This is a genomic window from Chromohalobacter sarecensis, assembly GCF_023061135.1.
In the GTDB taxonomy this organism is placed as follows: Bacteria; Pseudomonadota; Gammaproteobacteria; order Pseudomonadales; family Halomonadaceae; genus Chromohalobacter; species Chromohalobacter sarecensis.
Genome location: NZ_JAKGAN010000002.1, coordinates 201,741 through 227,694, shown reverse-complemented (window position 1 = coordinate 227,694; position 25,954 = coordinate 201,741). Strand labels below are relative to the sequence as shown.

Here is a 25,954-nt window from a genome sequence, read left to right as displayed (position 1 = left end):
GCGCCCTCGCTTCACGGGGGTCTCGTCATGTCCTCATCTTCGCCCATCGATTACGCCGCGCTGGCCGATCGCATCCATACGTGGGGACGCGAACTCGGTTTCCAGCAGGTCGGCATCACCGACACCGATCTCGAGGCGCATGAGCGCTATCTCGAGCGTTGGCTCGCGGCCGGCTACCACGGCGAAATGCATTTCATGGCCAAACATGGCCACAAACGCACGCGCCCCGAGGAACTCATACCCGGCACCCTGCGCGTGATCAGCGTGCGTATGGACTACCTGCCCCCCGAGGTGGAAACCACCAAGGTGCTCGGACAACCCGAACGCGCCTATGTTTCACGCTATGCGCTGGGACGCGATTACCACAAGCTGATCCGCAAGCGCCTCGCCACCCTGGCCAAGCGCATCGAGGACGAAGTCGGCGCTTACGGCTACCGTGCCTTCGTCGATTCGGCCCCGGTCATGGAGCGTGCACTGGCGCAGAAAGCCGGCCTTGGCTGGTTCGGCAAGAATGCCATGCTGCTTAATCCCCAGGCCGGTTCACTGTTCTTCCTCGGCGAGCTTTACACCGACCTACCGCTACCGATGGACGCGCCCTTCGAGAGCGAGCATTGCGGCAAATGCTCGAGCTGTCAGACGGCTTGTCCAACAGGTGCCATCGTCGACGATAAGGTCATCGACTCGCGGCGCTGCATCTCGTATCTGACCATCGAACTCGCCGGCTCGATCCCCGAAGAATACCGCAAGGCGATGGGTAACCGCGTATACGGCTGCGACGATTGCCAACTGGTATGTCCCTTCACGCGTTTCACGCGCGCTTCGCAGGAAGAAGACTTCGCGCCGCGCCACGATCTTGACCGTGCCTCGCTGATCCGCCTCTTCGCCTGGAGCGAAGAAGAGTTCCTGATGCGCACCGAAGGTAGCGCGATTCGTCGCATCGGCTACGAACGCTGGCTGCGCAACCTGGCCATCGGCCTGGGCAACGCGCCCTGGAGCGAACGCGTCGAAGGCGCTTTGCGTGCGCGCCTGGCCTACCCTTCCGATCTGGTCCGCGAACACGTGCGCTGGGGACTCGAGCAGCAGCGCCATAAGCGCGAGCAGTTGATCGTCAGTCACGTCGAGGTCTAACTAGCAGCCTGCTCAGACGCGCAGAAACGTCTTGCGGTAATGCGCCAGTTCGGCCAACGACTCGCGGATGTCATCCAGCGCCTGATGCGTATTGCGCTTCTCGAAGCCTGCCAGGGCCTGCGGGTTCCAGCGCTTGGCCAGTTCCTTGAGCGTCGACACATCGAGATTGCGGTAGTGGAAGAACTCGGCCAGTTCGGGCATTTCCCGCAGCATGAAACGCCGATCCTGGTGCACGCTGTTGCCACACATCGGCGAGCTGTTCGGCGTCACATACGTCTTTAGAAACGCCAGCGTCTGGCGCTCGGCCTCGGCGGTATCGATACCGCTCTCGCGGACGCGTTGCGTCAGCCCCGAGGCGCCATGCGTGCGCGTATTCCACTCGTCCATCGCCTCGAGCAACGCATCCGGCTGATGCACCGCCAGCACCGGCCCTTCGGCGATCAGGTTCAGGTCGCCATCGGTGATCAGGGTCGCCACCTCGATGATGCGTTCGCGGGCGGGGTCGAGCCCGGTCATTTCCAGGTCGATCCAGATCAGCAGGTCGTTACGCGGGGCTTGCGGAGTGTCACTTGCCATGGGGGTCTCCATCGGGGCGCCATGCCTAGGGACAGCATGGCGCAATGAACGCTACAATGACCACCATTGTACCCTGTCCCGAGAGCGCATGAGCAAACGTAAACTCAGCCGCCAGCAACGTTGGCGGGTCGAAAAGATTCAAGCCCAACGCGCCGAACGTGCCGAACGCCGCACCCAGAGCGACGACACCGCGCTCGAAGCCGGCGATTACGGCCCTGAGCGCCTGGGACGCGTCACCGCGCATTTCGGGCGCACCCTGGAGGTCGAAGCCGAGGATGAACACGGTGATCTTCAGCGCCACCGTTGCCATCTGCGTGCCAACCTCGAGGGCCTGGTCACCGGCGACGACGTGGTATGGCGTACGGCGAGCGACGGCAGTGGCGTGGTCGTGGCGCGTCAGCCGCGGCGCAGCGTACTGGAACGCCCCGACGCGCGCGGCCAGCTCAAGCCCGTGGCCGCCAACATAGCGCAGATCCTGATCGTCTTCGCCGTGGAGCCCGCACCCCACCCCAACCTCATCGACCGCTATCTCGTCGCTGCCGAAGCCACTGGCATCGCCCCGGTGCTGGTGCTCAACAAGACCGATCTGTTGCCCGACGAAGGCGGTGAGCTGCGCGCGTTACTGGCGCGCTATCGCGAACTGGGGTATCAAGTAGTCAGCGCCTCCACCCAATGCGAGAACGGTCTCGATGCCCTGCATGCCTGCCTCACCGAACGCACTTCGGTGTTCGTAGGTCAGAGCGGGGTCGGCAAGTCGTCCTTGATCGACCGTCTGCTGCCCGATAAACAACTGCGGGTCGGCGCGCTCTCGGTGGACTCTCGCAAGGGCACGCACACCACCACCACCGCCACGCTCTATCACCTGCCGGCGGGCGGCGAACTGATCGACTCGCCGGGCATTCGCGAATTCGGCCTCGGCCATCTCGACGAACCCGACGTGGCGCGCGGCTTCATCGAGTTCCAGCCCTACCTGGGCCACTGCCGGTTTCGCGATTGTCATCACCGCCAGGAACCGGGATGCGCCTTGCGTGAAGCCGTGGAGCGCGGCGAGATTCTCGCCTCACGGTTCAATAGTTACCGACACATCGTCGATAGCCTGACACCCGATCGCTCTCCATGAAGAACGCCTCATGAAAAACGCCACGCCCCAGAAGGGGCGAGGCGTCATGCGTACGATGTGACATGTTACCTAGCGTAATCGACAGGCCAGGATGCGGCTCAGCCGAGCGTATCGAGCCCACGGCGGATATCGCGCTTGAGATCATCCAGCGCTTCCAGTCCCACGGCAATGCGCACCAAGCCTTCACTGATTCCCGCGGCGGCCTTCTGCGCGTCACTCAAGCGCGCATGCGTCGTCGTCGCCGGGTGCGTGACGGTGGTTTTCACATCCCCCAGGTTGCCAGTGATCGACATCAGGCGAGAATGGTCGATAAGCGCCCAGGCACCGTCGCGACCGCCCTTCACCTCCACGCCCAGCACGGCGCCGAAGCCGCTTTGCTGTTGCTTGGCCAGCGCATGCTGCGGATGGCTTTCCAGGCCGCTGTAATGCACACGCGCGATTTCCGGCTGCGCCTCCAGCCACTGGGCTATGGCGAGGGTATTCTCACAATGCGCTTTCATGCGCAGCCCCAGGGTTTCCAGCCCCTTGAGGAAGATCCACGCATTGAAGGGGCTCATGCACGGACCGCAGGTACGCACCACGCCCACCAGTTCCTTGAGCATCTCCTCGGGCCCCACCACGGCACCGCCGATGGCACGCCCCTGGCCGTCCAGATACTTGGTCGCCGAATGGATCACCAAGTCGGCGCCCAGATCGAGCGGACGCTGCAACACCGGGGTCAGAAAGCAGTTATCGATGGCGAGCCAGGCGTCATGGCGATGCGCCAAGTCGGCCAACGCGGCAATATCCACCACCTCGGAAAGCGGGTTGGACGGCGTCTCGGCGAACAATAGGCGCGTCTGCGGCGTGATCGCAGCCTGCCAGGCATCCAGGTCGCCCAGCTCCACGTAGCGGGTCACGATGCCCAACTTGCCGAGATACTTGTCGAACAGGCTGACCGTGGAACCGAACAACGAACGCGAGGCGACGATTTCATCACCGGCCTGCAAGAAGGCCAGCGCCGTGGCGAGAATCGCCGCCATGCCGGAGCTGGTGGCGACGCAGCTTTCGCCCCCCTCGAGCGCTGCCAGACGTCGCTCGAAGGTGCGCACCGTGGGGTTGGTGAAACGCGAATAGATGTTACCCGGTTCTTCGCCGGAGAACTTGCGCGCCGCCTCGGCGGCGCTACCGTAGACGAAGCTCGATGTCGGAAAGATCGGCTCGCCGTGTTCCTGTTCGTGCGTGCGGTCGTGGCCGGCACGGATCGCCAGTGTGTCGAGCGCGAAGGCGTCGTCATGATCGTCATGCATGTCTCACCTCCTCAGTCTTCTTCTTCGACATCGTTATGCAGATCGACCACGGCATGCACCGTATTGTCCTGATGCTTGGCCACATCGTTACGCGCGGCCTCGAGATCGGCCAGATAGGCGGCATCGATATCGCCGGTCACGTACTCGCCATCGAACACCGAGCAGTCGAACTCCTCGAGCGCGGGATTGACGTCGCGGCATGCCGCTTTGAGGTCCTCGAGTTTCTGATAGACGATGCGATCGGCGCCGATCAGCTCCCCGACCTCCTCTTCGCTGCGCCCATGCGCGATCAATTCCGACGCCACTGGCATATCGATACCATAGACATTGGGATAGCGCACCGGCGGCGCGGCAGAGGCAAAATAGACCTTACGCGCACCGGCCTCGCGAGCCATCTGGATGATCTGTTTACACGTGGTACCGCGCACGATGGAATCGTCGACCAGCAGCACGTTCTTGCCGGCGAACTCGACGTCGATGGCATTGAGCTTCTGACGCACGGATTTCTTGCGCTGCGTCTGCCCGGGCATGATGAAGGTCCGCCCGATATAGCGATTCTTCATGAAGCCTTCGCGGTACTTCACCCCCAGATGCTGAGCCAGTTCCAGCGCCGAGGTCCGCGAGGTATCGGGAATCGGGATCACCACATCGATGTCATGCTCCGGCCAGTCACGCTGAATGCGATCACCCAGCTTGCGCCCCATCTCCATGCGCGTGCCATAGACATAGGCGCCATCGAGAATCGAGTCGGGGCGCGCCAGATAGACATGTTCGAAGATGCACGGCGTCAGCTGTGGGCGGTCGGCACACTGCTGAGTATGCACTCGGTTGCCCTCGGTCTCGATGAAGATCGCCTCGCCCGGCGCCAGATCGCGACACAGCTCGAAGCCGCCGACATCCAGGGCCACCGATTCGGAGGCGATCATCACGTCCTGGCCTTCTTCATTGTCGCGCGTCCCGTAGACCACTGGGCGAATCCCATGCGGATCGCGAAACGCGACCATGCCAAAGCCGTTGATGCAGGCCACTGCGGCATAACCGCCCTGGCAACGACGATGCACGCGACGTACGGCATCGAAGATGTCATCGGGCGTGAGATGGTGCCCCTGCTTGCCCAGCTCGTGTGCAAACACGTTGAGCAGGACTTCAGAGTCGGAGCTGGTATTGATGTGGCGCAGATCGGAAAAGAACAGCTCACGCTTGAGCTGCTCGGAGTTGGTCAGATTGCCGTTATGCGCCAACGTGATGCCATAAGGCGAATTGACATAAAACGGCTGCGACTCCGCTTCGCTGGACGAGCCGGCCGTCGGGTAGCGAATATGCCCAATTCCCATGTTGCCGCGCAGACGCGTCATGTGGCGGGTATGGAACACATCCCGCACCAGGCCGTTGCTCTTGCGTAGCAGGAAACGTCCCTCATGCCATGTCATCATCCCGGCGGCATCCTGGCCACGGTGTTGGAGCACTGTCAGCGCGTCATACAGCGACTGATTGACCGCCTGATTGGCCATGAGGCCCACGATACCGCACATTGTGCCTTTCCTCGCTTGCCTTGAGAGTAGCAAGCGGCGATGAACGCCGCTCGCGATTGAAACCTGTCACGCATCGAGGCGCTTTTTCAGGGCGCCGTCGTCTCCGATGATGTACTCGATGCAGGTACCTCGGGCGATGTTTCCAGCGCTTGACCGGCGGCCTCGCGGCCCGTGTCGCGCAAGGCACGTTCGGCGCCCGAGGTGTCGATTTCCCACGCCTCCAGGCGGTCCACCGACCAGTCGCGCAGTTGCTCGAAGGCCGGGCGCAGCTGCGCATTCTGCCATGCGGCGATCCCCGACAAGGGCGTCAATGTCAAGATGACCGTCGCCAGCACCAGAATCAAGGCACCCCGCGCGGCACCGAACGTCGCACCGGCGACACGGTTGAAAAACCCCATGCCGACCCATTCGATGGCGGCGTTGATCATGCGGATCAAGAACCCGCAGAGCATGACGATGACGAAGATGACCAGCACGAAGCCGAGCACCAGGCGAATTTCGGGATGATCGATATAGGGCGACATCATTTCGGCTACCGCCGGGGCGAACATTCGCGCGCCCAACAATGCCGCCACCCAAGCCGCCAACCCTAATGCTTCGCGCACCAGACCCCGCATGAAACCGGCCAACATGGAGACGGTCAATACCGCCAGGAAGGCCCAGTCGAGCCAGGTCAGCGTCATCACTCCTCCCGCACGCGAATCAAGAGCCCCTGGATATTGACCTCTTCTTTGAGCTCGGTGCGCACGCGCTCACCTTCATCGGAGGATTCGAACGGACCGACGTACACCGTCGTCAGATCATTATCCCGGGGGCGCTGGTAGGCATCGAAACCTTGCGATTTGAGCTTTTCGACGAGCCGTTGGGCATTGTCCGGCTGGCCGAAGCTGCCGACCTGGACCGCCCAGCCACCTTGAGCCTGGGGCGCACCGGACGTTGAAGACGCTTCGCTGTTGCCGTCGCTCTCCTCTTGCGCTGTTGAAGAAGAAGACTGCTCGGCAATGGCGGCAATGGGATCGTCGTTCGTGGATTCCGCCTCGCCGGATGCTTCACCGTCATCGGGCGTCGCTGGCGGCGAAGACACAGTTGGCGAAGAAGCACCAGCGTCGGGTTGACCGAGCTGGGACCCGGTCGCCGGCTCGACAACCCTGTCATCGCCCGTATCGCCTTCGAGATTCGCCGGCGGCTCGGGTGAAGCGACATCGCGCTGATCCACGGGAATCGGCTGTTCAATGGTCAGTACCGGTTCGGGGCGCTCGCCGCGCGGCGTCGGCTCATCGAGCAGCATGGGGAGGAAAATCACCGCCAACGCGACGAGAATGATCGCGCCACTGATACGCTCACGCATTCCATATTTCATGACACACTCCTTGGGCTCGCCACGATCCCGAGTGCCTCCAGGGTGGTCAAAGCCTCGGCGACGGTCCAGAACGAGCCGCAGACCAGCACCTCGTCGCCATTGTCCATATTGGTGTGCAACCAGCGTACGCCAGCGTCCGGCGACGCGGCGCAATGCATCACATGAGCGTCGCACGCGCCAAGAAAGGCCGCCAACTGCTCGGCGTCGCGCGCGCGATCACCGCTCAACGACACCGGCACCCACGCATCGACCTGCGGCGCCAGCGCTTCGATCACGCCCTTGGCGTCCTTGTCGGCCAGCATGCCCAGCAGACAAAAACGTCGTCCGCGCGGCGGGCGCTGCGCCAAGTAGGTGGCAACATAAGCGGCGGCATGCGGATTATGGCCGACATCCAGACACCAGGGGCCCTGCCATTGCAGCCGACCGGTCAGGACGGCGCGACCCAAGGCCCGCTGGCACGCCGATTCCTCCAGAGACATACCGGCCAGCATCAGTGCCTGCAATGCCGTCGCGGCATTATCCAGTGGCAGACCAGGATCGGGAAGCGCACGCAGCGTCAGGGGCTCACCGGTAGCGGTTTCGCCCTGCCATTGCCAGCCATCGGCTGCGGCTTGCCAGTCGAAACGTTCGCCCAGTGCGAATACTGGTGCCGCCAGGCTCTCGGCATGCTGACGCACACTCGCCGGTAAGGCGGTACTCCCCAGCACCGCCGGACGCCCCGAACGCATGATGCCCGCCTTTTCCTGGCCGATGGTCTCGAGATGGGTGCCTAGAAAGGCCGCATGATCCTGAGCGACGGTCGTCACCACCGCCACATCCGGGTCGACGACATTGACCGCGTCCAGCCGTCCGCCCAGCCCCACCTCGAGCAACGCCACATCGGGTTGCTCGCGCCTAATCAGCCACAAGGCGGCCAAAGTGCCAACTTCAAAGTAGGTAAGGCTGATCTCTTTATCCGCAAGGCGCGCCGCTTCAACGGCCTCGAAGGCCTCGACCAGGGCGGCATCATCGGCCTCTTGGCCATTGAAGCACAGGCGCTCGTTGTAACGCTGTAGATGCGGTGATGTATAAGCGGCGCTTCGCCAACCATGCTCGCGTGCCAGTGCATCGAGCATGGCCACGGTCGAGCCCTTGCCGTTGGTGCCGGCCACGGTGATGACACGCCCCGCCAGCGCTCTAGTCTTGAGACCCAGGCGCGCAGCGACTGCAGAGACCCGCTCGAGCCCCAGATCGATGGCAACGGGATGCTGGCGCTCAAGACGCGCCAGCCAAGCTTCCAGAGTGGTCGTATCAGCCATTCAGTGATCGGTCCGGGAGAACTCGTCCAGTGTGGCCTGAGCCGACGCTTCGTCGTCCTCGCTATCTTGGCCGAGACGCGATTGGTGCGTCAGCTTGCGCATGACACCGCCCAGACGCTCACGCATGTCATGACGATGCACGATCATGTCCACGGTGCCATGATCAAGCAGGAACTCGCTGCGCTGGAAGCCTTCCGGCAATTGCTCGCGCACGGTTTGCTCGATGACGCGTGGCCCGGCGAACCCGATCAGGGCGTTGGGTTCGGCGACATTGAGATCGCCCAACATCGCCAGTGACGCCGACACGCCGCCGAAGACAGGGTCGGTCAACACTGAAATATACGGCACACCCGCCTGCTTGAGCTTTTCCAGGGCCGCAGATGTCTTGGCCATCTGCATCAGCGAGAAAAGCGCTTCCTGCATGCGGGCACCGCCGGACGCGGCGAAGCACACCAGCGGGACACCCTCTTCCAGCGCTTGAGACGCGGCACGCACGAACTTCTCGCCCACCACGGCCCCCATGGAACCGCCCATGAAGCTAAATTCGAATGCCACCGCAACCACCGGCAGACCATCGAGCTTGCCGCGCATGGCGATCAAGGCATCGTTTTCGTCGGTAGCTTTCTGGGCCGCCGCCAAACGATCCTTGTACTTCTTGGAGTCGCGGAACTTGAGTCGATCACTGGGCTGCAGGTCGGCGGCAATTTCCTCGCGGCCTTCCGTATCCAGAAACCAGTTGAGTCGTTTGCGTGCTGTCAGGCGCAGATGATGATCGCACTTGGGGCACACGCTCTGATGGCGCTCCAACTCGGGAAGATAGAGCACTGCTTCGCAATTGGGGCACTTACGCCACAGGCCATCCGGCACGCTTTTCCGGCGATCGGTTCGCTGGGTACGGCTCATCGACGGCACAATTTTGTCTAGCCAGCTCATGGTTCTGAGACGCTTCCATGTTGCTTGTCTGACGCATCGAGCCACGTCCGTGGCCCGATACAGCGAATAAAGGGGGCTCGCATGGCCACCTCAGCGATCCAGTGCATCACGCATGTCGCCAAGCACGGCCTTGAGCGCCGCGGGTATGGCCTCGGGACGTTCGGCGTTTTCGGCAATACGCGATACCAGCGCACTGCCGACGATGACGCCATCGGCCACTCGACCGACCGCCGCGGCGGTCTCGCCATCGCGAATGCCGAAGCCGACACATAACGGCAAATCGGTCATCTCGCGTAGCGGCGCCAACTGACGCGCCACGGCCTCGACATCCAGCGAGGCGGCACCCGTCACCCCCTTGAGTGATACATAGTACAAATAACCTTCGCCGTGCGCACATATTGTAGCGGCCCGGGCGGATGAGGTGGTAGGGGCCAGCAGGAAGATCGACTGCAGGCCGTGCTCGGCGAACAGCGGCGCAACCTCGGCCCCTTCCTCAGGCGGCATGTCGACCATCAAGACGCCGTCGACGCCCACATCGCGCGCGCGCCGGACGAACGTCTCGTACCCCATGCGCTCCACGGGATTGACATACCCCATCAACACCACCGGCGTTGTCTGGTCAGTCTCGCGAAACGACGCGACCATGTCGAGCACGTCGGCCAAGCGCGTGCCATGCTTGAGCGCACGTTCGCAGGCCTTCTGGATCACCGGCCCATCCGCCATGGGATCGGAAAACGGCACACCCAGCTCCAGCACATCGGCCCCCGCCTCGACGCAGGCGTGCATGAAACCGACGGTATGTTGCGGCGCAGGGTCGCCGGCGGTGATATACGGAATCAGGGCGCAGCGAGACTGATCCTTGAGCGCCGCGAAACGTTGATCGATGCGATTCATAGTCATGCTCAGAATTCCAGACCGTCGAGCTTGGCCACCGTGTGAATGTCCTTGTCACCGCGCCCGGAAAGATTGACGACAATATGCTGATTGGGGCGCATGGTAGCTGCCATTACCTTGGCATGGGCCAGCGCATGAGCCGTTTCCAGGGCGGGCATGATGCCTTCGATGCGCGTCAGCTCACGAAACGCCTCGAGCACTGCATCGTCGTTGGCGGCCACGTAGCTGACACGCCCGACATCTTTCCACAGCGCGTGCTCGGGGCCGACGCCGGGATAGTCGAGACCGGCGGAGATCGAGTGCGTATCCGACACCTGTCCGCTGGCGTCGGACATCAAATAGGTACGGTTGCCATGCAGCACGCCGCTGGGCGCATTGGCAGTCAACGGCGCGGCGTGACGTCCGGTTTCGACACCGTCGCCACCGGCCTCGACGCCGACCATGGCCACCTCATCGTCCTCGAGGAACGGATAGAACAGACCGATGGCGTTGGAACCGCCGCCCACGCAGGCCACCAGGGCATCGGGCAAGCGGCCGATCTGCGCCAGACTCTGCTCGCGGGCCTCACGACCGATCACCGAAGTAAAATCGCGGACCATGGCGGGATAGGGATGCGGCCCCGCCACGGTGCCAATGATATAGAAGGTGTCGTCGACATTGGTCACCCAGTCGCGCAGCGCCTCGTTCATGGCGTCCTTGAGGGTCCGCGATCCGGACTCGACCGGGTGCACTTCGGCTCCCAGCAGACGCATGCGATAGACGTTGAGCTTTTGACGCTCAACATCTTCGGCGCCCATGTAGATCTCGCACTTGAGGCCCAGACGCGCGGCCACAGTAGCGGTGGCCACGCCATGTTGCCCGGCACCGGTCTCGGCGATGACGCGCGGCTTGCCGCTCTTCTTGGCGAGCAACGCCTGGCCGATGGTGTTGTTCACCTTGTGGGCGCCGGTATGGTTGAGATCTTCGCGCTTGAGCCAGATCTGCGCGCCACCGATTTTATTGGACCATCGTTCAGCGTGATAAAGGGGAGACGGGCGGCCCACGTAATGGGCCAGGTCACGATCGAATTCGGCCTGGAAATCGGCATCGTCGCGAAGGCTTAAATAAACCTTCTCCAGCTCTTCCAGGGCGAAGCTCAGAGTCTCCGAGACGAACCGGCCACCGTACGGACCGAAATGGCCTTGGGCGTCCGGCAGTCGGGTCAGGTCGCTGAACTTGGTCACGAATGACACCTCATAGGGCTTGGGTATGGGACACTTGGGACAGAAATGCCCGGATGCGCGCGGGATCCTTGACGCCCTTGGCCGCCTCGACGCCTCCCGAGACGTCAACGGCATAGGGCCGCACCCGCTGGATGGCTTCGGCGACATTGGTTGCCGTCAAGCCTCCCGCGAGAATAACAGGTTTCGCCAGGTTTGCGGGGATTCGCGACCAGTCGAAGGTCTCGCCCGTGCCGCCCGGCACGCCAGGGCGATAGGCATCCAGCAACAGGCCGCGCGCACCGGCATAACGCGCCGCCTCGGCGTGCAGGTCAAGCCCGTCGCGCATGCGCAAGGCCTTGATCCAAGGGACCTCCAGACGCTCGCATGCCTCGGCGGTTTCACTGCCGTGCAACTGAACCAAATCCAGATGCCGCGCGCAACGCCGAATTTCGTCCTCGGGCTGGTCGACGAACAACCCCACCCGCGTGACGAAGGGCGGCACGCACGCCGATAGCTGGGCCAGGCGCGCTGCGTCGATGGCCCGCGCGCTGCCCGGCCACATCACGAAGCCCAGCGCATCGGCGCCCGCCGCCACGGCCACCTGGATATCTTCTTCACGCGTCAGGCCGCAGATCTTGACGCGTGTGCGCTGCATCGTCGCCTTCATGACGACACCTCCCGCCGCGGCGGATAAACGCGGCGCTGGCGACGCGCACGCGCCCACTCACTATCCGGCAGCGTGCGCTCGCCGCTCCATTCTCCGATGAACGCCAGCAAGTTCGGGCCGAGCGGCTCTTGGGGCAATTCGAAGCGCTCATCGTAATACACGTCGACGAAGTGCAGCCCACACCCCGGCGCCGTGACATTGCCCTGCGTTCGATCACGCAGCGCCAACAGCTCTCCAAGATAGCTCGTCGGATGATCGCCGCGTCCGACGGCCACCAGCGCGCCGGCGATATTGCGAATCATGTGATGCAAGAAGGCGTTGGCTTGAATATCGATGACGATCATCTGCCCATAGCGTCGTACCTCGATGAAGTGTACATGACGATGGGCGCTTTTCGACTGGCAGCCTGCGGCGCGGAAACTCGAAAAGTCGTGCTCGCCGATCAACGCCTGGGCGGCGGCATGCATGCGCTCGGCGTCCAGCGGCTCACGGCACCAGGTCGCATTGGCGCGTTCGAGCACCGGCCGCGATGGCTGATTGAGGATCACGTAACGATAGCGCCGCGCCAAGGCCGAAAGTCGCGCATGAAAATCATCGGCGACCGGGGCCACCCAGCGCACCGCAACATCGCGCGGCAGCTTGGCATTGGCGCCGAACAGCCAGGCTTTTTGTGTGCGGAGCACCGGCGCGTCGAAGTGCACAATCTGACGCGTCGCATGCACGCCGGTATCGGTGCGTCCACTGCACAGCACCTGCACTGGCGTATTGGCGATCTTCGAAAGCGCCGCTTCCAGCGCTGCCTGCACCGAAGGCGCTTGGGTGAGGCGCTGCCAACCGCAATATGCACTACCATCGTACTCGACCCCGAGTGCGATGCGTCCTTCCAGCGGCTGTCGGTCATCCTGGAATTCGAAGAAGGCCATCGATATCCGTCACGTTGAGTCTTGGGTATGTCACGCTGGCGCCCACGTATAGCACTCAGGCACCATCGTATTCGCGTATCAGCGCCCTGGCCTCCCGTGCGACGCTGTCGTCTTCAGCGCGCGACGCAACTTGCAGCAGCGCCTTGGCCTGCGTGGTTTCGCCTTCGGCGGCCAACAAGCTCCGCGCTTTCTCCAACGCGTCGGCTGGCGTCTCGGCGGCGCGCCTATTATCCAGATGCGGGGGTGCGAACGCCACTTCCTCGACCTCCCAATGCGCAATATCGTGGGAGGACTCAGGCGACTCGTTTTGAGGCGCGGACGCCACCGACGGCTCCACCTCAGGAAGCTGATAATCCAGACGCGTTGGCGCCTCCGGAACGTCAGGCGGCTCGAACTCGAGCGGCGCGGCCTCCGCGGCGGGACGCGCGGCCGGCATTACCGCCTCCGATTCCTCGTCGGACACATCATGCGGTGTCTCGGGCTCGGTATTGTCGGCAGGCGCCGAGACGCCTGCGAACAGCGAGTCTTCCTCGGAGGAGGATGCCGGCTCACGTAGCGCATCAGCAGACGGCGCGACACCGACTTGGCGATAATGCGTCACCAGTGTCGCGGCTTCGCGATGCGTTTCATCACTGACCGACGGCGCAAAGCGCTCGGCTTCACGCTCCAACGCGGTGAACTCGCCCAACTCGCCCAATACCGACAACAACTTGAGGCGTAATTCGGCATTTTCTTGCGCCGCAAGACGCGCCTGCAGCCATTCGCGCGCCTGGGTATAACGTCCATAGGCGATATAAATATCAGCCTCGTCGATGGTGGCCGTCTCGGGTACATCATCGTCGCTTAGGATCGGGCGTGCCTTCGCGGTGGACTGCGCGGTCCCCAAGCGTGCCGCCATATCCTGGTAGGTCGCTTCGCGGCCGGTACGCCAACGTTGCCATCCCCAAAGCGCCAGCAATGCCGCCAACACGATCAGCAGCCCCACCTGCAATGGCCCCAACCAGGATGACGACGTTTCTTCACGCTGGGCAGCGCTCGGGGGCGTTTCGTCGCTGGTTGATGCTGCCCGCTCGCCGGACGATGCCGACGGTGCATCGGATGCCGTCTGCGCCAGCAAGGCCGTCACGCCGGTCACGTCGACCGGTGGTAACGCCGAAAGCGCTTCGAGACGCTCGGCCAGGGCATCACGCTCCCGCTCGACATAGGCCACGCGTACGCGCAGTGCTTGCAGCGCCGCCTCCAGCTTGGCCGCACGTCGAGAATCGGGCTCTCCTTCGCGCTGCATCGACGATGTGCCGCCCGATGCGGGGCGCAAGGTCGCGTCACTACGCTCGCGAGCCGTCCCGATAACGCCCTGCGGCACCTCAGGTTGGGGCTTAGATGTCTCACGAGAAGGCGTCGATGCATCATCTCGCGTCGAAGCACCCTGTGCTGCCTGCGGCGCGCCGGCAGGGTTCGCCAGGGCGTAGCCAGGTGGATCGAACAGCAGTGTCACCGGCTGCTGAATACGCCCTTGCGGCCATGACACCTCCAGCAATAACTCGAGATAGGCGCGCCCCACCGACGCCTGGCTGCTGATCGTGATACGTGGCGGCGTGGTATCGCGCGATAGCGCGACATTCAGCGGCATCTTGAGTGCTCTTGCGTCCAGCCCCGCCGCCTCGAAGGCGTCGTCATCCGCGAGACGCACCTTGAGCCGCTGGGGATCGATATCGCCGACACCGGATAGGGTCAGCTCGGCACGCAAGGGCTGATTGAGATACGAGGTGACCTGCGGTGCTCCCACGCTCACCCCTAGCGCCACGGGGCTCATCACGACTAGGCACAATGCCAAGGCAGTCTTGCGCAGCATGGAATCCTCAGCAACGACGTCAACGATGGTTGGAGTTTTATCATATCTTTTGACCAGCCACCTCATACTAGGCACTACCCAAACGAGACGAGCCCGCCTAGGCGGGCTCGTTGCTCCGTGACAGTCAGGCAGGGGCGTCTTCTCGACGGCGCCATCTCTGTCAGCGCGTGGCGATGATCCAAACGGCGTGAATGATGCCGGGAATATACCCCAACAACGTCAGCAGAATGTTGAGCCAGAAATGCAGCCCGAAACCGACCTGCAGGAAAACCCCCAGGGGCGGCAGCAAAATAGCCAGAATTATGCGGATAATGTCCATACATCCTCTCCTTGTGAATGCGTCCTTTCAGAGCCTTTCAAAGTCGTGTGGGGCGCCCCCACTAGTGGTATCCACCACCTAGCATGATACGCAAGGACATGATGCCTCGATAGTCTTACTATTGCTTGCCGCGGGGGTCGCAATATTCGACGCCCGGGGCATGCGAATGGGCGTCAGGATCGATCTTCTGGCGCACCTCGTCGGCGCCGGAGGCCAGCGTGTCGTGGTGGCGCTCCCAATCTTCCCAATCATGCGGAGTGCCACTGCGCGGGCGATGGCTCGCCGCGCCTCGAGCACGTGCCCAGGCCTGCTCTTCGAGGGTAGTGGGCTTGTCCTCTTCCTTGTCGAGGCCAATGCCCTGCTTGGCCAAGTAATCGCGTGCGTTCATGTTACCTCCCGAAGAGCCGGACCCTGTGTATCGCGTCTCGTGCCACTGGCTCGTGGCGCATATGTGCGGCGTCATTATCTCACGACGCCACTATAGCGTATCCCCTTTAAATGAAGGCATGAGTCCGACTTTCAAGAGGATGCTGCTTTATCGTTTTTACCTATCAGCGCTTTCATTTTAATCAAATTCATCATGCCCTTGCTCCTCGACATACTAGCCCGCGTTTTCAGGTAGCCGGGCGCAACACGACGGCTCGCTCATTTCACCATCGACGATTCAAAGAGGACACAGCATGGAAGTACGCAAGGTGGATGTCGCCATCATCGGCGCCGGAACCGCAGGACTCGGCGCCTATCGCGCCGCCAAGGCACATACCGATTCGGTGGTGATGATCGAAGGCGGCCCCTATGGCACAACCTGCGCGCGCGTCGGCTGCATGCCGTCCAAATTGCTGATCGCCGCCGCCGAAGCTGCACACCATGCCCGCGACACAGCGCCCTTCGGCGTCAACATCAGTGGCGAGATAACGGTCGACGGGCGTGCGGTGATGGACCGTGTGCGCCGTGAGCGCGACCGCTTCGTGGGCTTCGTACTCGCGTCGGTCGACGGCATCCCCGCCAGCGACAAATTGCACGGCTATGCTCGTTTCGCCGACGCCAACACGCTGATCATCGATGAGGAAACCCGCGTCGAGGCCGACAAGATCGTCATCGCCACCGGCTCGAGCCCCACCTATCCAGCTTTCTTCGAAGCCGCCGGCGACCGCCTGGCAATCAACGACGATGTCTTCGAATGGGAAACTCTCCCCGAGTCGGTCGCCCTTTTCGGCCCCGGGGTGATCGGTCTCGAACTGGGCCAGGCGCTTCACCGGCTGGGCGTACGGCTACGCATCTTCGGTGTAGGCGGTGCGCTGGGACCGCTTCAGGACGCCGCGATTCGCGACTACGCCGAGCAGGCGTTCAACGACGAGCTTTACGTCGACCCCGACGCCACGGTCGAGTCCATCGAGCGCGACGGCGACAGCGTGCTCATCACCTTCATCGAACGCAAGACCGGGGAGCGCCTGACCGAGCGCTTCGATTATCTCCTCGCCGCAACTGGGCGGCGTCCCAGCGTCGATAATCTCGACATCGAGGCGGCTCATCTCAAGCTCGATACCCGTGGCGTGCCGCTATACAACCGCCATACGCTGCAATGCCGTAACCGCCAAGACGCGCCCAGCCATGTATTCATCGCTGGCGATGCCGATAACGAGCTACCGCTTCTGCACGAAGCCTCCGACGAAGGGCGCATCGCTGGCGACAATGCCGGTCGCTACCCTGAGGTCAGGGCCGGGCACCGTCGCACGCCGCTGGGCGTGGTCTTTAGCGACCCGCAAATTGCTACCGTGGGAATGAGCTATCCTCAACTAGAAGCGCGCTATGGCGATTGTGACTGCTTCGCTACTGGCGAGGTATCTTTCGAGGGCCAGGGCCGTTCACGGGTCATGCGCATGAACAAGGGGCTGATGCATGTATATGCCGAACAGGGCTCAGGACTGTTCCTCGGCGCCGAGATTTTCGGGCCGCGCGCCGAGCACTTGGGCCACCTGCTCGCCTGGGCGCATCAGCAACGTCTGACAGTCAGTGAAATGCTGGAGATGCCGTTTTATCACCCGGTCGTCGAAGAAGGCTTGCGCACCGCGCTGCGCGACCTCAACGCCAAGCTCCAGTTGGGGCCGGCGGTCGTCGAGCGCTGCATGGAATGCGGCCCGGGGGACTGACGTTTCAACGCCACGCGCCGCGTGGTGCCACGCTAACGGCATGACGTCAGCAAACGTTATGCCGTCGACGCCCAGGAGACCCGCCATGTCGCGTTCTTCCCCCGCCGTAGTCGGCGACATCATGATCGGCGATGGCTACCGAGTCACCGCCAGCACCTCGATCACGGCCCTCGCCGAGGGACTCGCGCGCCACCGGTTGCCCGGCGCGCCGGTCGTCGATGCGCAAGACCGCCTGATCGGCTTCATTTCGGAACAGGATGTGCTCGGCCAGCTACTCGATAGCGCCTATCACTGCGGCCAGCCATCCTTGGTCGGCGAGCTGATGCGCGAAGTCGTGCTGACCGTGACGCCCGACAAAAGCATCGTCGACCTGGCCGAATCCATGCGTGGCGAACGACCCAAGGTGTATCCCGTCGTCGATGACGGACACGTCATCGGCTTGGTCACCCGTCGTGAGGTGCTCGCCGCCCTATTGACCATGCGCAACCGCTGCTGAGACCAACGCCAGCCCATAAAAAACCGCCGTGCAAAGGCACGGCGGTCAATCGAGAACAGTAAGCTCAAAACGCATTTCCTAGCGACTGCCTGAAATCACGTTTCTTGCATTAACTCAGACCACGCTGCAGGCAAAAGTTCCCTCGCCTCGCGCATTTTTATCGAGCACTGCCGTAATCGGGCTTGCCAAGGCTTGGCTCGCTTGATTAACATCCCTGCGTCGAGCGGGCATAGCTCAGTTGGTAGAGCATCAGCTTCCCAAGCTGAGGGTCGCGAGTTCGAGCCTCGTTGCCCGCTCCACTCCTTCCTTGCGATTTCATCGCGCCAGGAGAGTCACTGCGTCGCGGCGCGATCGCATGCTAGACTCGAGGCTTCGCATTCGTTTCGGCCTCTCACCGCCTCATGCTTCTTTTCTTACTGGTTTTCGCCGTCTGTCTGACGATCCTGGTCGGTACCGTGGCGATGCTGATGCTCAGCCGTACGCCCCGCTACCGGACCGAGCCCGAGCACCTGCTCACGCTGTTCGACAAAACGCTGGACAAGCGCGTCAGCGTGGCCGAGTGGCATACACTGGTCGATTATCCGATTCGCCACGATGCCTATCTCGAAAGCATTCGCCGCCGTGCGCAGCATGTCATGGAGGAGCACGGTAGACCCTGGCAAGTCGCACAGGGAGGCTGCCTGTTATCGCGTGCCGGGCGCGACGAACTCGAGGCGATACGCGATCATTTGCGCGCGCGCCTGGCACTGCCGAAGCCTGAACTAGAGGCCTGAGAATTGCGCCTCACGCGCGATGGGCGTGTATGGTAAGCTCACTGCGAAGCTCAGGAGGGTCGCTATGAGCAGCAGCATTCGTCTGACGCCACTCGACAACACCGTCAAGCATCACGGTCATGCCTTTCATCAGATCGTCATCGGCCTGGCTGGGCACGCCGAATTCGAGATCGAGGGACTGGGCGGCTCCATCGCTCCCTTGTCCGGCTGCATCGTCCCGATCAATCATGTGCACTATTACGAAGGCATCGGTGATAACCGCCAGTTGATTCTCGACCTCCCGGATGACTCGCCCTCGCTGACCGGAGGCCATCGCGAACTGGCCAGCCTGTTCGATGCGCCACGCTATTTCACGCTCGATGACCCCCTGCGCAACTATCTCAACTTCGTGGTGCAGGAAATGTCGCAGCCGCGCCACGCCGATGGCGAATTGCTCGCCACCACCTTCTTGAGCTGCCTACATGCCCGCCTGTCCGCGCCGACGGCGCTCGATAACGGCCGCGCACTGAATCTCGACACCATCGATCGCTACATCGACAGCCACCTTGCCGAGCGCGTGACGGTCAAGGATCTGGCGCGCCTGGCCTGTCTGAGCGAGGCGCATTTCGGCGAGCGCTTTCGGCGCCATACGGGGCTGACGCCTTACCAATACTTATTGCGTCGCCGCCTCGAACGCGCAAGCATCTTGCTGCGAAACGCCGGCGCGCCACTCAGCGAGATCGCAGCACGCACAGGCTTCGCCAATCAAAGCGCCTTGTCGCATGCCTTCCGACGCCACCATGGCCAGTCGCCCTCGCAATGGCGTCGAGGCGCTACCGCTTCCGTCATGACCACGCCGCCCATCATAGACTAAGGTCTAAAATTCAAGCCCACCTCGTCTTCTGTCATATTTTTTGACACAAACACCCGGGAAATTGGCAAGACCGGGCACGCTGACCCACTCTAAAGTCGACGCTATACAACATAATCAGGACGCCGCTACTGGCGCCGACTCCGCACGCCCACCTTCATTATTGCGTCGCCGATTATCACGGGGTCATGACATGCAAAATGCCAACACCATGCTGGAAACCGCCACCTGGAACGACGATCTCGACACGCTGTTCACGCGTGTCAGCGATTATTACAGCGTCGAAGAAGACGCCTATGTCGCCGAGCTGGTCGCGTTCTTGCGTACCCAAGAGCAAGACTTCAAGCGCATCGCCACGCAAACCGCCGAGCTGGTGCGCGAAGTCCGCGAGATGGATACGGCGGTCGACTCCATCGATGAACTGTTGCAGGAATACAGTCTCGATACTCATGAAGGCTTGATGTTGATGTGCCTGGCCGAGGCCATGCTCCGCATTCCCGACAAGGCCACCGCCGACGCCCTGATCGAAGACAAGCTGGGGCCCGCCGACTGGAAGGCACACGTCGGTCAGAGCGAATCATGGTTCGTCAATGCTTCCACCTGGGGGCTTCTGATGACCGGTCGCGTTCTACAACTCGACCAGCCCCAAGAAGGCAAGCCCGCCACCTTCATCAACAAGATGGTCAATCGCATGGGCGAGCCGGTGATTCGTCGCGCCATGTATCAGGCGATGAAGATCATGGGCAAGCAGTTCGTGCTGGGACGGACCATTGACGAGGCCCTGAAACGCTCGCAGCCGCTGTTCGACAAGGGGTACACCTACTCGTATGACATGCTCGGTGAGGCGGCGCGCACGCGGCCCGACGCCGGTCGTTATTTCGACGATTACGCCCAGGCCATCGAGCGGGTCGGTGCTACCAGCCGCAAGCTGGATACCACGACGCCAGCGCCCTCGGTGTCGATCAAGCTGTCAGCCTTGCATCCGCGTTACGAATTCGGACGCCGCCGCCAGATCCTCGAGGAGCTTACCGACAGTGTCCGCCGACTCGCCTCGCTGGCCCGCGAGAACAACGTCGCCATCACCATCGATGCCGAGGAAGCCGACCGCCTGGAATTGTCGCTGGAGGTTTTCCGCGACGTATTCGAAAGCGATGTCTGCCGGGGCTGGGGGCACTTTGGATTGGTGATACAGGCCTATTCCAAGCGTGTCTTGCCGGTTCTGCACTACATAAACCGTCTCGCCGATCAGTGTGGCGACGAAATCCCGCTACGCCTGGTCAAGGGCGCCTACTGGGATACCGAAATCAAGGAAGCCCAGCAGCAAGGGCTCGACGGCTACCCGGTCTTCACTCGCAAGGCATGCACCGACGTCACCTACCTCGCCTGCGTGCATTTCCTGCTCTCCGAGAATACCCGGGGGCGGATCTTTCCGCAGTTCGCGACGCATAACGCCCACACCATCAGCACCATCCTGGAGCTCGCCAACGCGGGTGATCGTCATTTCGAGTTCCAACGCCTGCATGGCATGGGCGAAGCGCTCTACGAGGCCGCGCTCAAGCGAGCGCCACAGGGCACTTACTGCCGTATCTACGCACCGGTAGGCGCACACAAAGACCTTCTGCCCTACCTCGTGCGACGCTTGCTTGAAAACGGCGCCAATTCGTCTTTCGTGCACCAGTTGGTCGATCCTAGCGTGCCCGTCGAAAGTCTCTGCGAGCATCCGGTAGAGACCTTGGCGCAATACGACACCTATGCCAATCCACGGATTCCGTTGCCACGCGATATCTATGGGGAAAAACGCAAGAACTCCAAGGGCATCAACTTGAACATCAACAGCCAATATCAACCGCTGATCGACACCATGGCGACCTTCATGGATAGCGAACACCACGTCAAACCGCTATTGGCTTTCGACGTAGAAGACGATGCTGCGCAGCGTCACGACGTACTCAGCCCTTACGATACCCGTCAGCGCGTGGGCAGCGTGCAGTGGACCACCAGCGAGCAGGCCCAGCGCGCCGTGGATGCCGCCTGGGCGGCTTTCCCGCGCTGGAGCGACACGCCGGTCGAGGAGCGTGCAGCGATTCTCGAGCGCTTCGCCGACTTGATGGAAGAGCACCTCGCCGAACTGATGACACTGTGCTCCCGCGAGGGCGGCAAGCTGCTCACCGATGGCGTCGACGAGATCCGCGAAGCGGTGGACTTCTGCCGCTACTATGCGATGCGCGCCCGCGAGATGTTCGGCGCGCCGATTCCGCTGCCCGGCCCGACCGGTGAGTCCAACGAGCTGATCCTATCCGGCAAGGGCGTGTTCGCCGCCATCAGCCCGTGGAATTTCCCGGTGGCGATTTTCTGCGGCCAGATGGTCGCCGCCGCCGTCGCTGGCAATCCGGTGCTCGCCAAGCCGGCCGAGCAGACCTCACTGATCGCGCACCGCGTCGTGGAACTGCTCCATGAGGCGGGCATGCCGCGCGACGTGGTGCAATTGCTGCCCGGCGATGGCCCCACCGTGGGCAGCGTGCTGACAGGTGATGCTCGCATCACCGGCGTCGTCTTCACCGGCGGCACGAACACCGCGCAAATCATCAACCGCGCCCTCGCCGACCGCGAAGGTGCCGCGCTGCCGACTCTGATCGCCGAAACAGGTGGCTTGAACGCCATGATCGTCGATTCCACCGCGCTCCCCGAACAGGTCGTCGCTGACGTGGTGGCCTCGGCGTTCCAGAGCGCCGGCCAACGTTGTAGTGCCTTGCGTGTGCTTTACATCCAGGAAGACGTCGCCGACCACGTCATCGAGCTGCTCAAGGGCGCCATGGCGGAACTGCATATCGGCGATCCGCGCGACCTGGGGACCGATGTCGGCCCGGTCATCGACGAGGACGCCCATCGTCAACTCAGCGATTACATCGTGCGCCTCAAGGAGGAAGGCCGTCTGGTGGCTGAGGCGGAGCCCGATGCCGACGCCACGGCGCACGGTCACTTCATTGCGCCGACCGCGTTCGAGATCGAAGGCATCGACGCGCTGGAGAGCGAGCAATTCGGGCCGATATTACACATCGCCCGGTATCGTAGTGCAGACATCGACCAGGTCATCGATACCATCAACGCCAAGGGCTATGGCCTGACGTTCGGTATTCATAGCCGCAATGAATCTTTCGCCGCTGAAATAGCGCGCAAAATTCGAGTGGGCAATGTCTACGTCAATCGTAATATCATCGGTGCTGTCGTCGGCGTTCAGCCTTTCGGTGGCCAGGGCCTGTCGGGCACTGGTCCCAAAGCGGGCGGACCGCATTATCTACAGCGGTTCGCCACGGAGAAGACTCGCACCATCAATACCGCCGCTTTGGGTGGCAATGCGTCTCTGCTAGCGCTGGGAGACGAGTGATCTCCACTCGTCATCCAACAACAAACGAAGGGAACCCCCTCATGACCAAAATATTGCCACCATCGGCTTCACCTCCGCGCTCGGCCTATTCATGATGCTCGCCATCAGCGTTCTGGCTCGTATGCGTACCCACAATTTACCGGAGCTACATCCGGCCTAATAACTAAGATAATTAAGAATAGGAGACGTTTTTATGGCTATTGGTGTTTGGATCAGCCTTTTTGCTTACTTTGCGCTCATGATCGGCATAGGCCTTTATGCCATGCGCACATCCACGTCCACCTCTGAAGATTACATACTGGGTGGCCGAACCCTCAGCCCCAAAGTGGCGGCCCTGTCGGCCGGCGCTTCGGATATGAGTGGCTGGTTGCTGCTGGGCTTGCCCGGGGCGATGTTCGTCTCCGGCTTGGGCTCGGCCTGGATCGGTATCGGCCTGTTCGTGGGCGCGTTCTTCAACTGGCTGCTGGTCGCACCACGCCTGCGTGAACAGACGGTTCACTATGGCAATGCGATCACCATTCCCGCCTTCCTGGCAAATCGATTCCCGACCCGGGCAATGTCGCTGAGGACGGTATCCGCTATCGTCATCGTCGTCTTCTTCGCGGTGTACACGGCATCAGGCCTGGTGGCAGGCGGCAAGTTGTTCGAAAGCGCATTTTCCGGCGTCATCAACATCGGGGGCCTGAGCGATTACGCGGCGGGCGTCGTCATCACCCTGGGCGTAGTACTTGTCTATACGGTCGTCGGCGGCTTCTTGGCCGTGAGCATGACGGACTTCGTGCAAGGCTGCATCATGATGCTGGCACTGGTAATCATGCCGGCGGTTGTGATCTTCGGCGAAGGTGGCGGCGGTTTCGCCCAAGCCACACAGACCCTGAATGACGTCGATCCCACACTGCTCTCGTGGACGGATGGGCTGACCTTCATCGGCTGGCTGTCTGCGGTGGCCTGGGGGCTGGGTTATTTCGGGCAACCGCACATCATCGTGCGTTTCATGGCCATTCGAACGCTGAAGGATGTACCCATTGCTCGTAACATCGGCATGAGCTGGATGCTCATTTCCCTGATCGGTGCGGTTTCTCTGGGGATATTCGGACGGGCCTATGCAATCCGCAACGGTATGGATGTCGAGGATCCGGAAACGATCTTCATCATCCTGGCCGACCTGCTGTTCCATCCGCTGATCACCGGTTTCCTCTATGCCGCACTGCTTGCAGCGATCATGAGCACCGTTTCCAGCCAGCTTCTGGTGGCGTCTTCATCCTTGACCGAGGACTTCTACCGCCTGTTCCTGCGTAAGCAGGCAACGGAGAAGGAAACCGTCACCATCGGCCGCGTCAGTGTCGTATTGGTTGGCTTGGTGGCAGCCTTCATTGCATCTGACCCGAACTCTCAGGTCCTGGGGCTGGTCAGTAACGCTTGGGCAGGCTTCGGTGCGGCGTTCGGCCCGCTGATCATCCTGTCGCTGATGTGGTCACGCACCAATGGTGCTGGCGCCATCGCAGGCATGGTCGTGGGCGCCGTCACCGTCATGATCTGGATTGCACTGGGCTGGAACGCAGCGTTCCTGGGAGGTTCCGGTGTATACGAGATCATTCCAGGCTTCATCGCGTCCTTCATTGCGATCCTGGTGGTGAGCAATATGACGAAAGATGCCGGGGAGTATAAGCAAATCTCCCGCTAAAAGCGGCGCGTATAGCGCGCTTAGAGTAGTGAAGGGGCTCCTGCGGGAGCCCTTTTTCGATGGTCGGTCACGGCGGTGCGCCAAAGGCCCAGAAGCGTGATGCCAAGTAGGTGAGCACCGGCACCGTCAATGTCGCGATCGCTACGGCAATAAAGCCGCTTAGCGGAGTCACGGCCAAAAGAGCCGCCAATACCCCGTTGTTGAGAGCGAATCCCAACGCCGCCACCAGGAAGAAGCGCTTTGCCCGGCCACGCCGGCGAAAGGTAACGCGCCGATGACCGATCAACGACACCTGAAAAGCCGCCAAAAACGCCACGAGATTCGCCGCGAATTCGGACATTTCCGACCACAGGCCGAGCAGCGCGCCCGCCACCAGCAAATGTACTCCCGTGGCGATGCCCCCGACGAGCCCGAAGCGTGCAGCAGTCCCGGCCTCCCCCGCGAGCCGACTCATGGCTCGCTATCGCCTCGTCGACGCGACGCGCGTGGCATCTCGCTATCTTCGGCGACCAAGTAAAGCGGACGATGCTTGGCCTCGACGAAGAGGCGCCCTACATATTCCCCCAGCACGCCGATCGACAACAATTGCATGCCGCCGAAAAACAGGATCGCCGTCATCAGCGAAGCATAGCCGGGCACGTCACTGCCGAACAGCACCACGCGCCCCACCAGTAATACGATGTACAAGAAAGCGATCAAGGCGATCACCGCCCCGAAGTAGGACCAGATCCGCAGCGGCCAGGTGGAAAAACTCACCACGCCGTCCAGCGCAAAGTTCCACAGCTTCCAATAATTGAATTTACTCTGCCCTGTCTCGCGGGACGGGCGCGCGTAATAAACCCCGGTGGTGCGATACCCCGGCCAGGAGAACAGCCCTTTCATGAACCGGCTGCGTTCCGGCAGGCGGTTGATGGCGTCGACCACGCATCGATCCATGAGCCGAAAATCCCCTGCATTATGCGGAATCGGCGTATCCGCCATACGGTTGAAGAAGCGATAGAACAAGCCGGCTGTGGCACGCTTGGTATGGGTGTCCTCGTCACGAGTGCCGCGCACGCCATACACCATGTCGAAGCCTTCCTCGCGCCACAGGCGCACGAACTCGAGGATCACCTCTGGTGGGTCCTGTAGATCGACATCCATGGGCACGATGGCATCGCCACGGGCATGCGCGAGCCCCGCCGATAGCGCTGCTTCCTTGCCAAAGTTACGCGTCAACGAGAGATAGCGCACGCGGCCATCTTGCGCATGCGCATGGCGCAAGCTGGTCAGGGTCGCGTCCTGCGACCCATCATCGATAAAGAGCACTTCCCAGCGCGCAATATGGCCATCGAGGGCGTCACGGACCGCTTGAAGAAAGCCCGAGATGGCGGCTTCTTCGTTCATGACCGGCACCACGATGGACAACAGCCAACCAGCGCCGGGGCCTTCTCTTTGCCCCGCCTCGCCCGACGACGATGATAGTTCCATCTTCTCCTCCGCTTTTTAGTTCGCCACGAACAACCATAGACTCAACGTCGCCA

24 protein-coding genes and 1 tRNA gene are annotated in these 25,954 nt (G+C 62.0%); 9 read left to right on the top strand and 16 right to left on the bottom strand.

What is annotated here, in order from left to right; all coding sequences use genetic code 11:
• The first annotated feature begins 27 nt into the window (after nucleotides 1–27).
• Nucleotides 28–1,128 (top strand): tRNA epoxyqueuosine(34) reductase QueG, encoded by a 1,101-nt coding sequence (queG, locus tag L1071_RS03960; RefSeq protein WP_246968977.1) that lies wholly within the window; start codon nucleotides 28–30, stop codon nucleotides 1,126–1,128.
• A gap of 12 nt (nucleotides 1,129–1,140) precedes the next feature.
• Here the strand turns inward: queG and orn are convergent, their stop codons facing one another.
• Nucleotides 1,141–1,704, bottom strand: coding sequence for an oligoribonuclease (gene orn, locus L1071_RS03955; protein ID WP_246968975.1), 564 nt, complete (start codon nucleotides 1,702–1,704; stop codon nucleotides 1,141–1,143).
• Nucleotides 1,705–1,792: 88 nt separating this feature from the next.
• Between orn and rsgA the strand changes: the two genes are divergently transcribed.
• Nucleotides 1,793–2,824: a small ribosomal subunit biogenesis GTPase RsgA gene (gene rsgA / locus L1071_RS03950; RefSeq protein ID WP_246968973.1), complete on the top strand. Its 1,032-nt coding sequence runs from the start codon at nucleotides 1,793–1,795 to the stop codon at nucleotides 2,822–2,824.
• A gap of 98 nt (nucleotides 2,825–2,922) precedes the next feature.
• Here the strand turns inward: rsgA and L1071_RS03945 are convergent, their stop codons facing one another.
• The 13 genes from L1071_RS03945 to L1071_RS03885 all read right to left on the bottom strand — a co-directional run bounded on the left by L1071_RS03945 (nucleotide 2,923) and on the right by L1071_RS03885 (nucleotide 15,481).
• The gene (locus L1071_RS03945) at nucleotides 2,923–4,113 is read right to left on the bottom strand and encodes an O-succinylhomoserine sulfhydrylase (RefSeq protein WP_246968971.1); all 1,191 of its coding nucleotides are present in this window, start codon (nucleotides 4,111–4,113) and stop codon (nucleotides 2,923–2,925) included.
• 11 nt (nucleotides 4,114–4,124) lie between these two features.
• Nucleotides 4,125–5,645 carry an amidophosphoribosyltransferase gene (gene purF / locus L1071_RS03940; RefSeq protein WP_246968969.1) on the bottom strand — a complete coding sequence of 507 codons (1,521 nt, stop codon included), beginning with the start codon at nucleotides 5,643–5,645 and terminating at the stop codon, nucleotides 4,125–4,127.
• 86 nt (nucleotides 5,646–5,731) lie between these two features.
• Nucleotides 5,732–6,328 carry a CvpA family protein gene (locus L1071_RS03935; RefSeq protein WP_246968966.1) on the bottom strand — a complete coding sequence of 199 codons (597 nt, stop codon included), beginning with the start codon at nucleotides 6,326–6,328 and terminating at the stop codon, nucleotides 5,732–5,734.
• Nucleotides 6,328–7,005 carry an SPOR domain-containing protein gene (locus tag L1071_RS03930; protein ID WP_246968964.1) on the bottom strand — a complete coding sequence of 226 codons (678 nt, stop codon included), beginning with the start codon at nucleotides 7,003–7,005 and terminating at the stop codon, nucleotides 6,328–6,330. Before L1071_RS03930 ends, L1071_RS03935 begins: the two co-directional genes overlap by 1 nt.
• Nucleotides 7,002–8,303 carry a bifunctional tetrahydrofolate synthase/dihydrofolate synthase gene (folC, locus tag L1071_RS03925; protein WP_246968961.1) on the bottom strand — a complete coding sequence of 434 codons (1,302 nt, stop codon included), beginning with the start codon at nucleotides 8,301–8,303 and terminating at the stop codon, nucleotides 7,002–7,004. The genes L1071_RS03930 and folC overlap by 4 nt, the downstream gene beginning before the upstream one ends.
• Nucleotides 8,304–9,236, bottom strand: coding sequence for an acetyl-CoA carboxylase, carboxyltransferase subunit beta (accD, locus tag L1071_RS03920; RefSeq protein WP_246968958.1), 933 nt, complete (start codon nucleotides 9,234–9,236; stop codon nucleotides 8,304–8,306).
• A gap of 90 nt (nucleotides 9,237–9,326) precedes the next feature.
• Entirely contained in the window at nucleotides 9,327–10,130 is an 804-nt protein-coding gene (trpA, locus tag L1071_RS03915) for a tryptophan synthase subunit alpha (RefSeq protein WP_246969802.1), read from the bottom strand.
• 8 nt (nucleotides 10,131–10,138) lie between these two features.
• Nucleotides 10,139–11,353: a tryptophan synthase subunit beta gene (gene trpB / locus L1071_RS03910; RefSeq protein WP_246968955.1), complete on the bottom strand. Its 1,215-nt coding sequence runs from the start codon at nucleotides 11,351–11,353 to the stop codon at nucleotides 10,139–10,141.
• 10 nt (nucleotides 11,354–11,363) lie between these two features.
• Nucleotides 11,364–11,999: a phosphoribosylanthranilate isomerase gene (locus L1071_RS03905; protein ID WP_246968953.1), complete on the bottom strand. Its 636-nt coding sequence runs from the start codon at nucleotides 11,997–11,999 to the stop codon at nucleotides 11,364–11,366.
• Nucleotides 11,996–12,922: a tRNA pseudouridine(38-40) synthase TruA gene (gene truA / locus L1071_RS03900; RefSeq protein ID WP_246968950.1), complete on the bottom strand. Its 927-nt coding sequence runs from the start codon at nucleotides 12,920–12,922 to the stop codon at nucleotides 11,996–11,998. The genes L1071_RS03905 and truA overlap by 4 nt, the downstream gene beginning before the upstream one ends.
• A gap of 55 nt (nucleotides 12,923–12,977) precedes the next feature.
• Complete coding sequence (locus L1071_RS03895) at nucleotides 12,978–14,774, bottom strand: type IV pilus assembly protein FimV (protein ID WP_246968947.1); 1,797 nt, start codon at nucleotides 14,772–14,774, stop codon at nucleotides 12,978–12,980.
• 160 nt (nucleotides 14,775–14,934) lie between these two features.
• Complete coding sequence (locus L1071_RS03890; protein ID WP_040244018.1) at nucleotides 14,935–15,093, bottom strand: YqaE/Pmp3 family membrane protein; 159 nt, start codon at nucleotides 15,091–15,093, stop codon at nucleotides 14,935–14,937.
• A 118-nt stretch (nucleotides 15,094–15,211) separates the two neighbouring features.
• Nucleotides 15,212–15,481, bottom strand: a complete 270-nt coding sequence (locus L1071_RS03885) for a hypothetical protein (protein WP_075367796.1) — start codon at nucleotides 15,479–15,481, stop codon at nucleotides 15,212–15,214.
• Nucleotides 15,482–15,773: 292 nt separating this feature from the next.
• Here L1071_RS03885 and L1071_RS03880 point away from each other — a divergent pair, with 292 nt between their 5' ends.
• The 7 genes from L1071_RS03880 to putP all read left to right on the top strand — a co-directional run bounded on the left by L1071_RS03880 (nucleotide 15,774) and on the right by putP (nucleotide 24,431).
• A complete protein-coding gene (locus L1071_RS03880; protein ID WP_246968944.1) occupies nucleotides 15,774–17,243 on the top strand; it encodes a dihydrolipoyl dehydrogenase in 1,470 nt (489 codons plus the stop codon).
• Between the two features lie 85 nt (nucleotides 17,244–17,328).
• The gene (locus tag L1071_RS03875; RefSeq protein WP_246968941.1) at nucleotides 17,329–17,739 is read left to right on the top strand and encodes a CBS domain-containing protein; all 411 of its coding nucleotides are present in this window, start codon (nucleotides 17,329–17,331) and stop codon (nucleotides 17,737–17,739) included.
• A 223-nt stretch (nucleotides 17,740–17,962) separates the two neighbouring features.
• Nucleotides 17,963–18,038 (top strand) — tRNA-Gly (locus L1071_RS03870).
• A gap of 102 nt (nucleotides 18,039–18,140) precedes the next feature.
• Complete coding sequence (locus L1071_RS03865) at nucleotides 18,141–18,512, top strand: hypothetical protein (RefSeq protein ID WP_246968938.1); 372 nt, start codon at nucleotides 18,141–18,143, stop codon at nucleotides 18,510–18,512.
• A 64-nt stretch (nucleotides 18,513–18,576) separates the two neighbouring features.
• Nucleotides 18,577–19,365, top strand: a complete 789-nt coding sequence (locus L1071_RS03860; RefSeq protein ID WP_246968935.1) for an AraC family transcriptional regulator — start codon at nucleotides 18,577–18,579, stop codon at nucleotides 19,363–19,365.
• A 190-nt stretch (nucleotides 19,366–19,555) separates the two neighbouring features.
• Nucleotides 19,556–22,747 carry a bifunctional proline dehydrogenase/L-glutamate gamma-semialdehyde dehydrogenase PutA gene (putA, locus tag L1071_RS03855; protein ID WP_246968932.1) on the top strand — a complete coding sequence of 1,064 codons (3,192 nt, stop codon included), beginning with the start codon at nucleotides 19,556–19,558 and terminating at the stop codon, nucleotides 22,745–22,747.
• Between the two features lie 193 nt (nucleotides 22,748–22,940).
• Nucleotides 22,941–24,431, top strand: a complete 1,491-nt coding sequence (gene putP / locus L1071_RS03850) for a sodium/proline symporter PutP (protein WP_246968929.1) — start codon at nucleotides 22,941–22,943, stop codon at nucleotides 24,429–24,431.
• A gap of 67 nt (nucleotides 24,432–24,498) precedes the next feature.
• Here putP and L1071_RS03845 read toward each other — a convergent pair whose 3' ends face one another.
• Both L1071_RS03845 and L1071_RS03840 read right to left on the bottom strand, forming a co-directional pair.
• A complete protein-coding gene (locus L1071_RS03845; RefSeq protein WP_246968926.1) occupies nucleotides 24,499–24,885 on the bottom strand; it encodes a GtrA family protein in 387 nt (128 codons plus the stop codon).
• Entirely contained in the window at nucleotides 24,882–25,901 is a 1,020-nt protein-coding gene (locus tag L1071_RS03840; RefSeq protein ID WP_246968923.1) for a glycosyltransferase family 2 protein, read from the bottom strand. Before L1071_RS03840 ends, L1071_RS03845 begins: the two co-directional genes overlap by 4 nt.
• Nucleotides 25,902–25,954 lie beyond the last annotated feature (53 nt).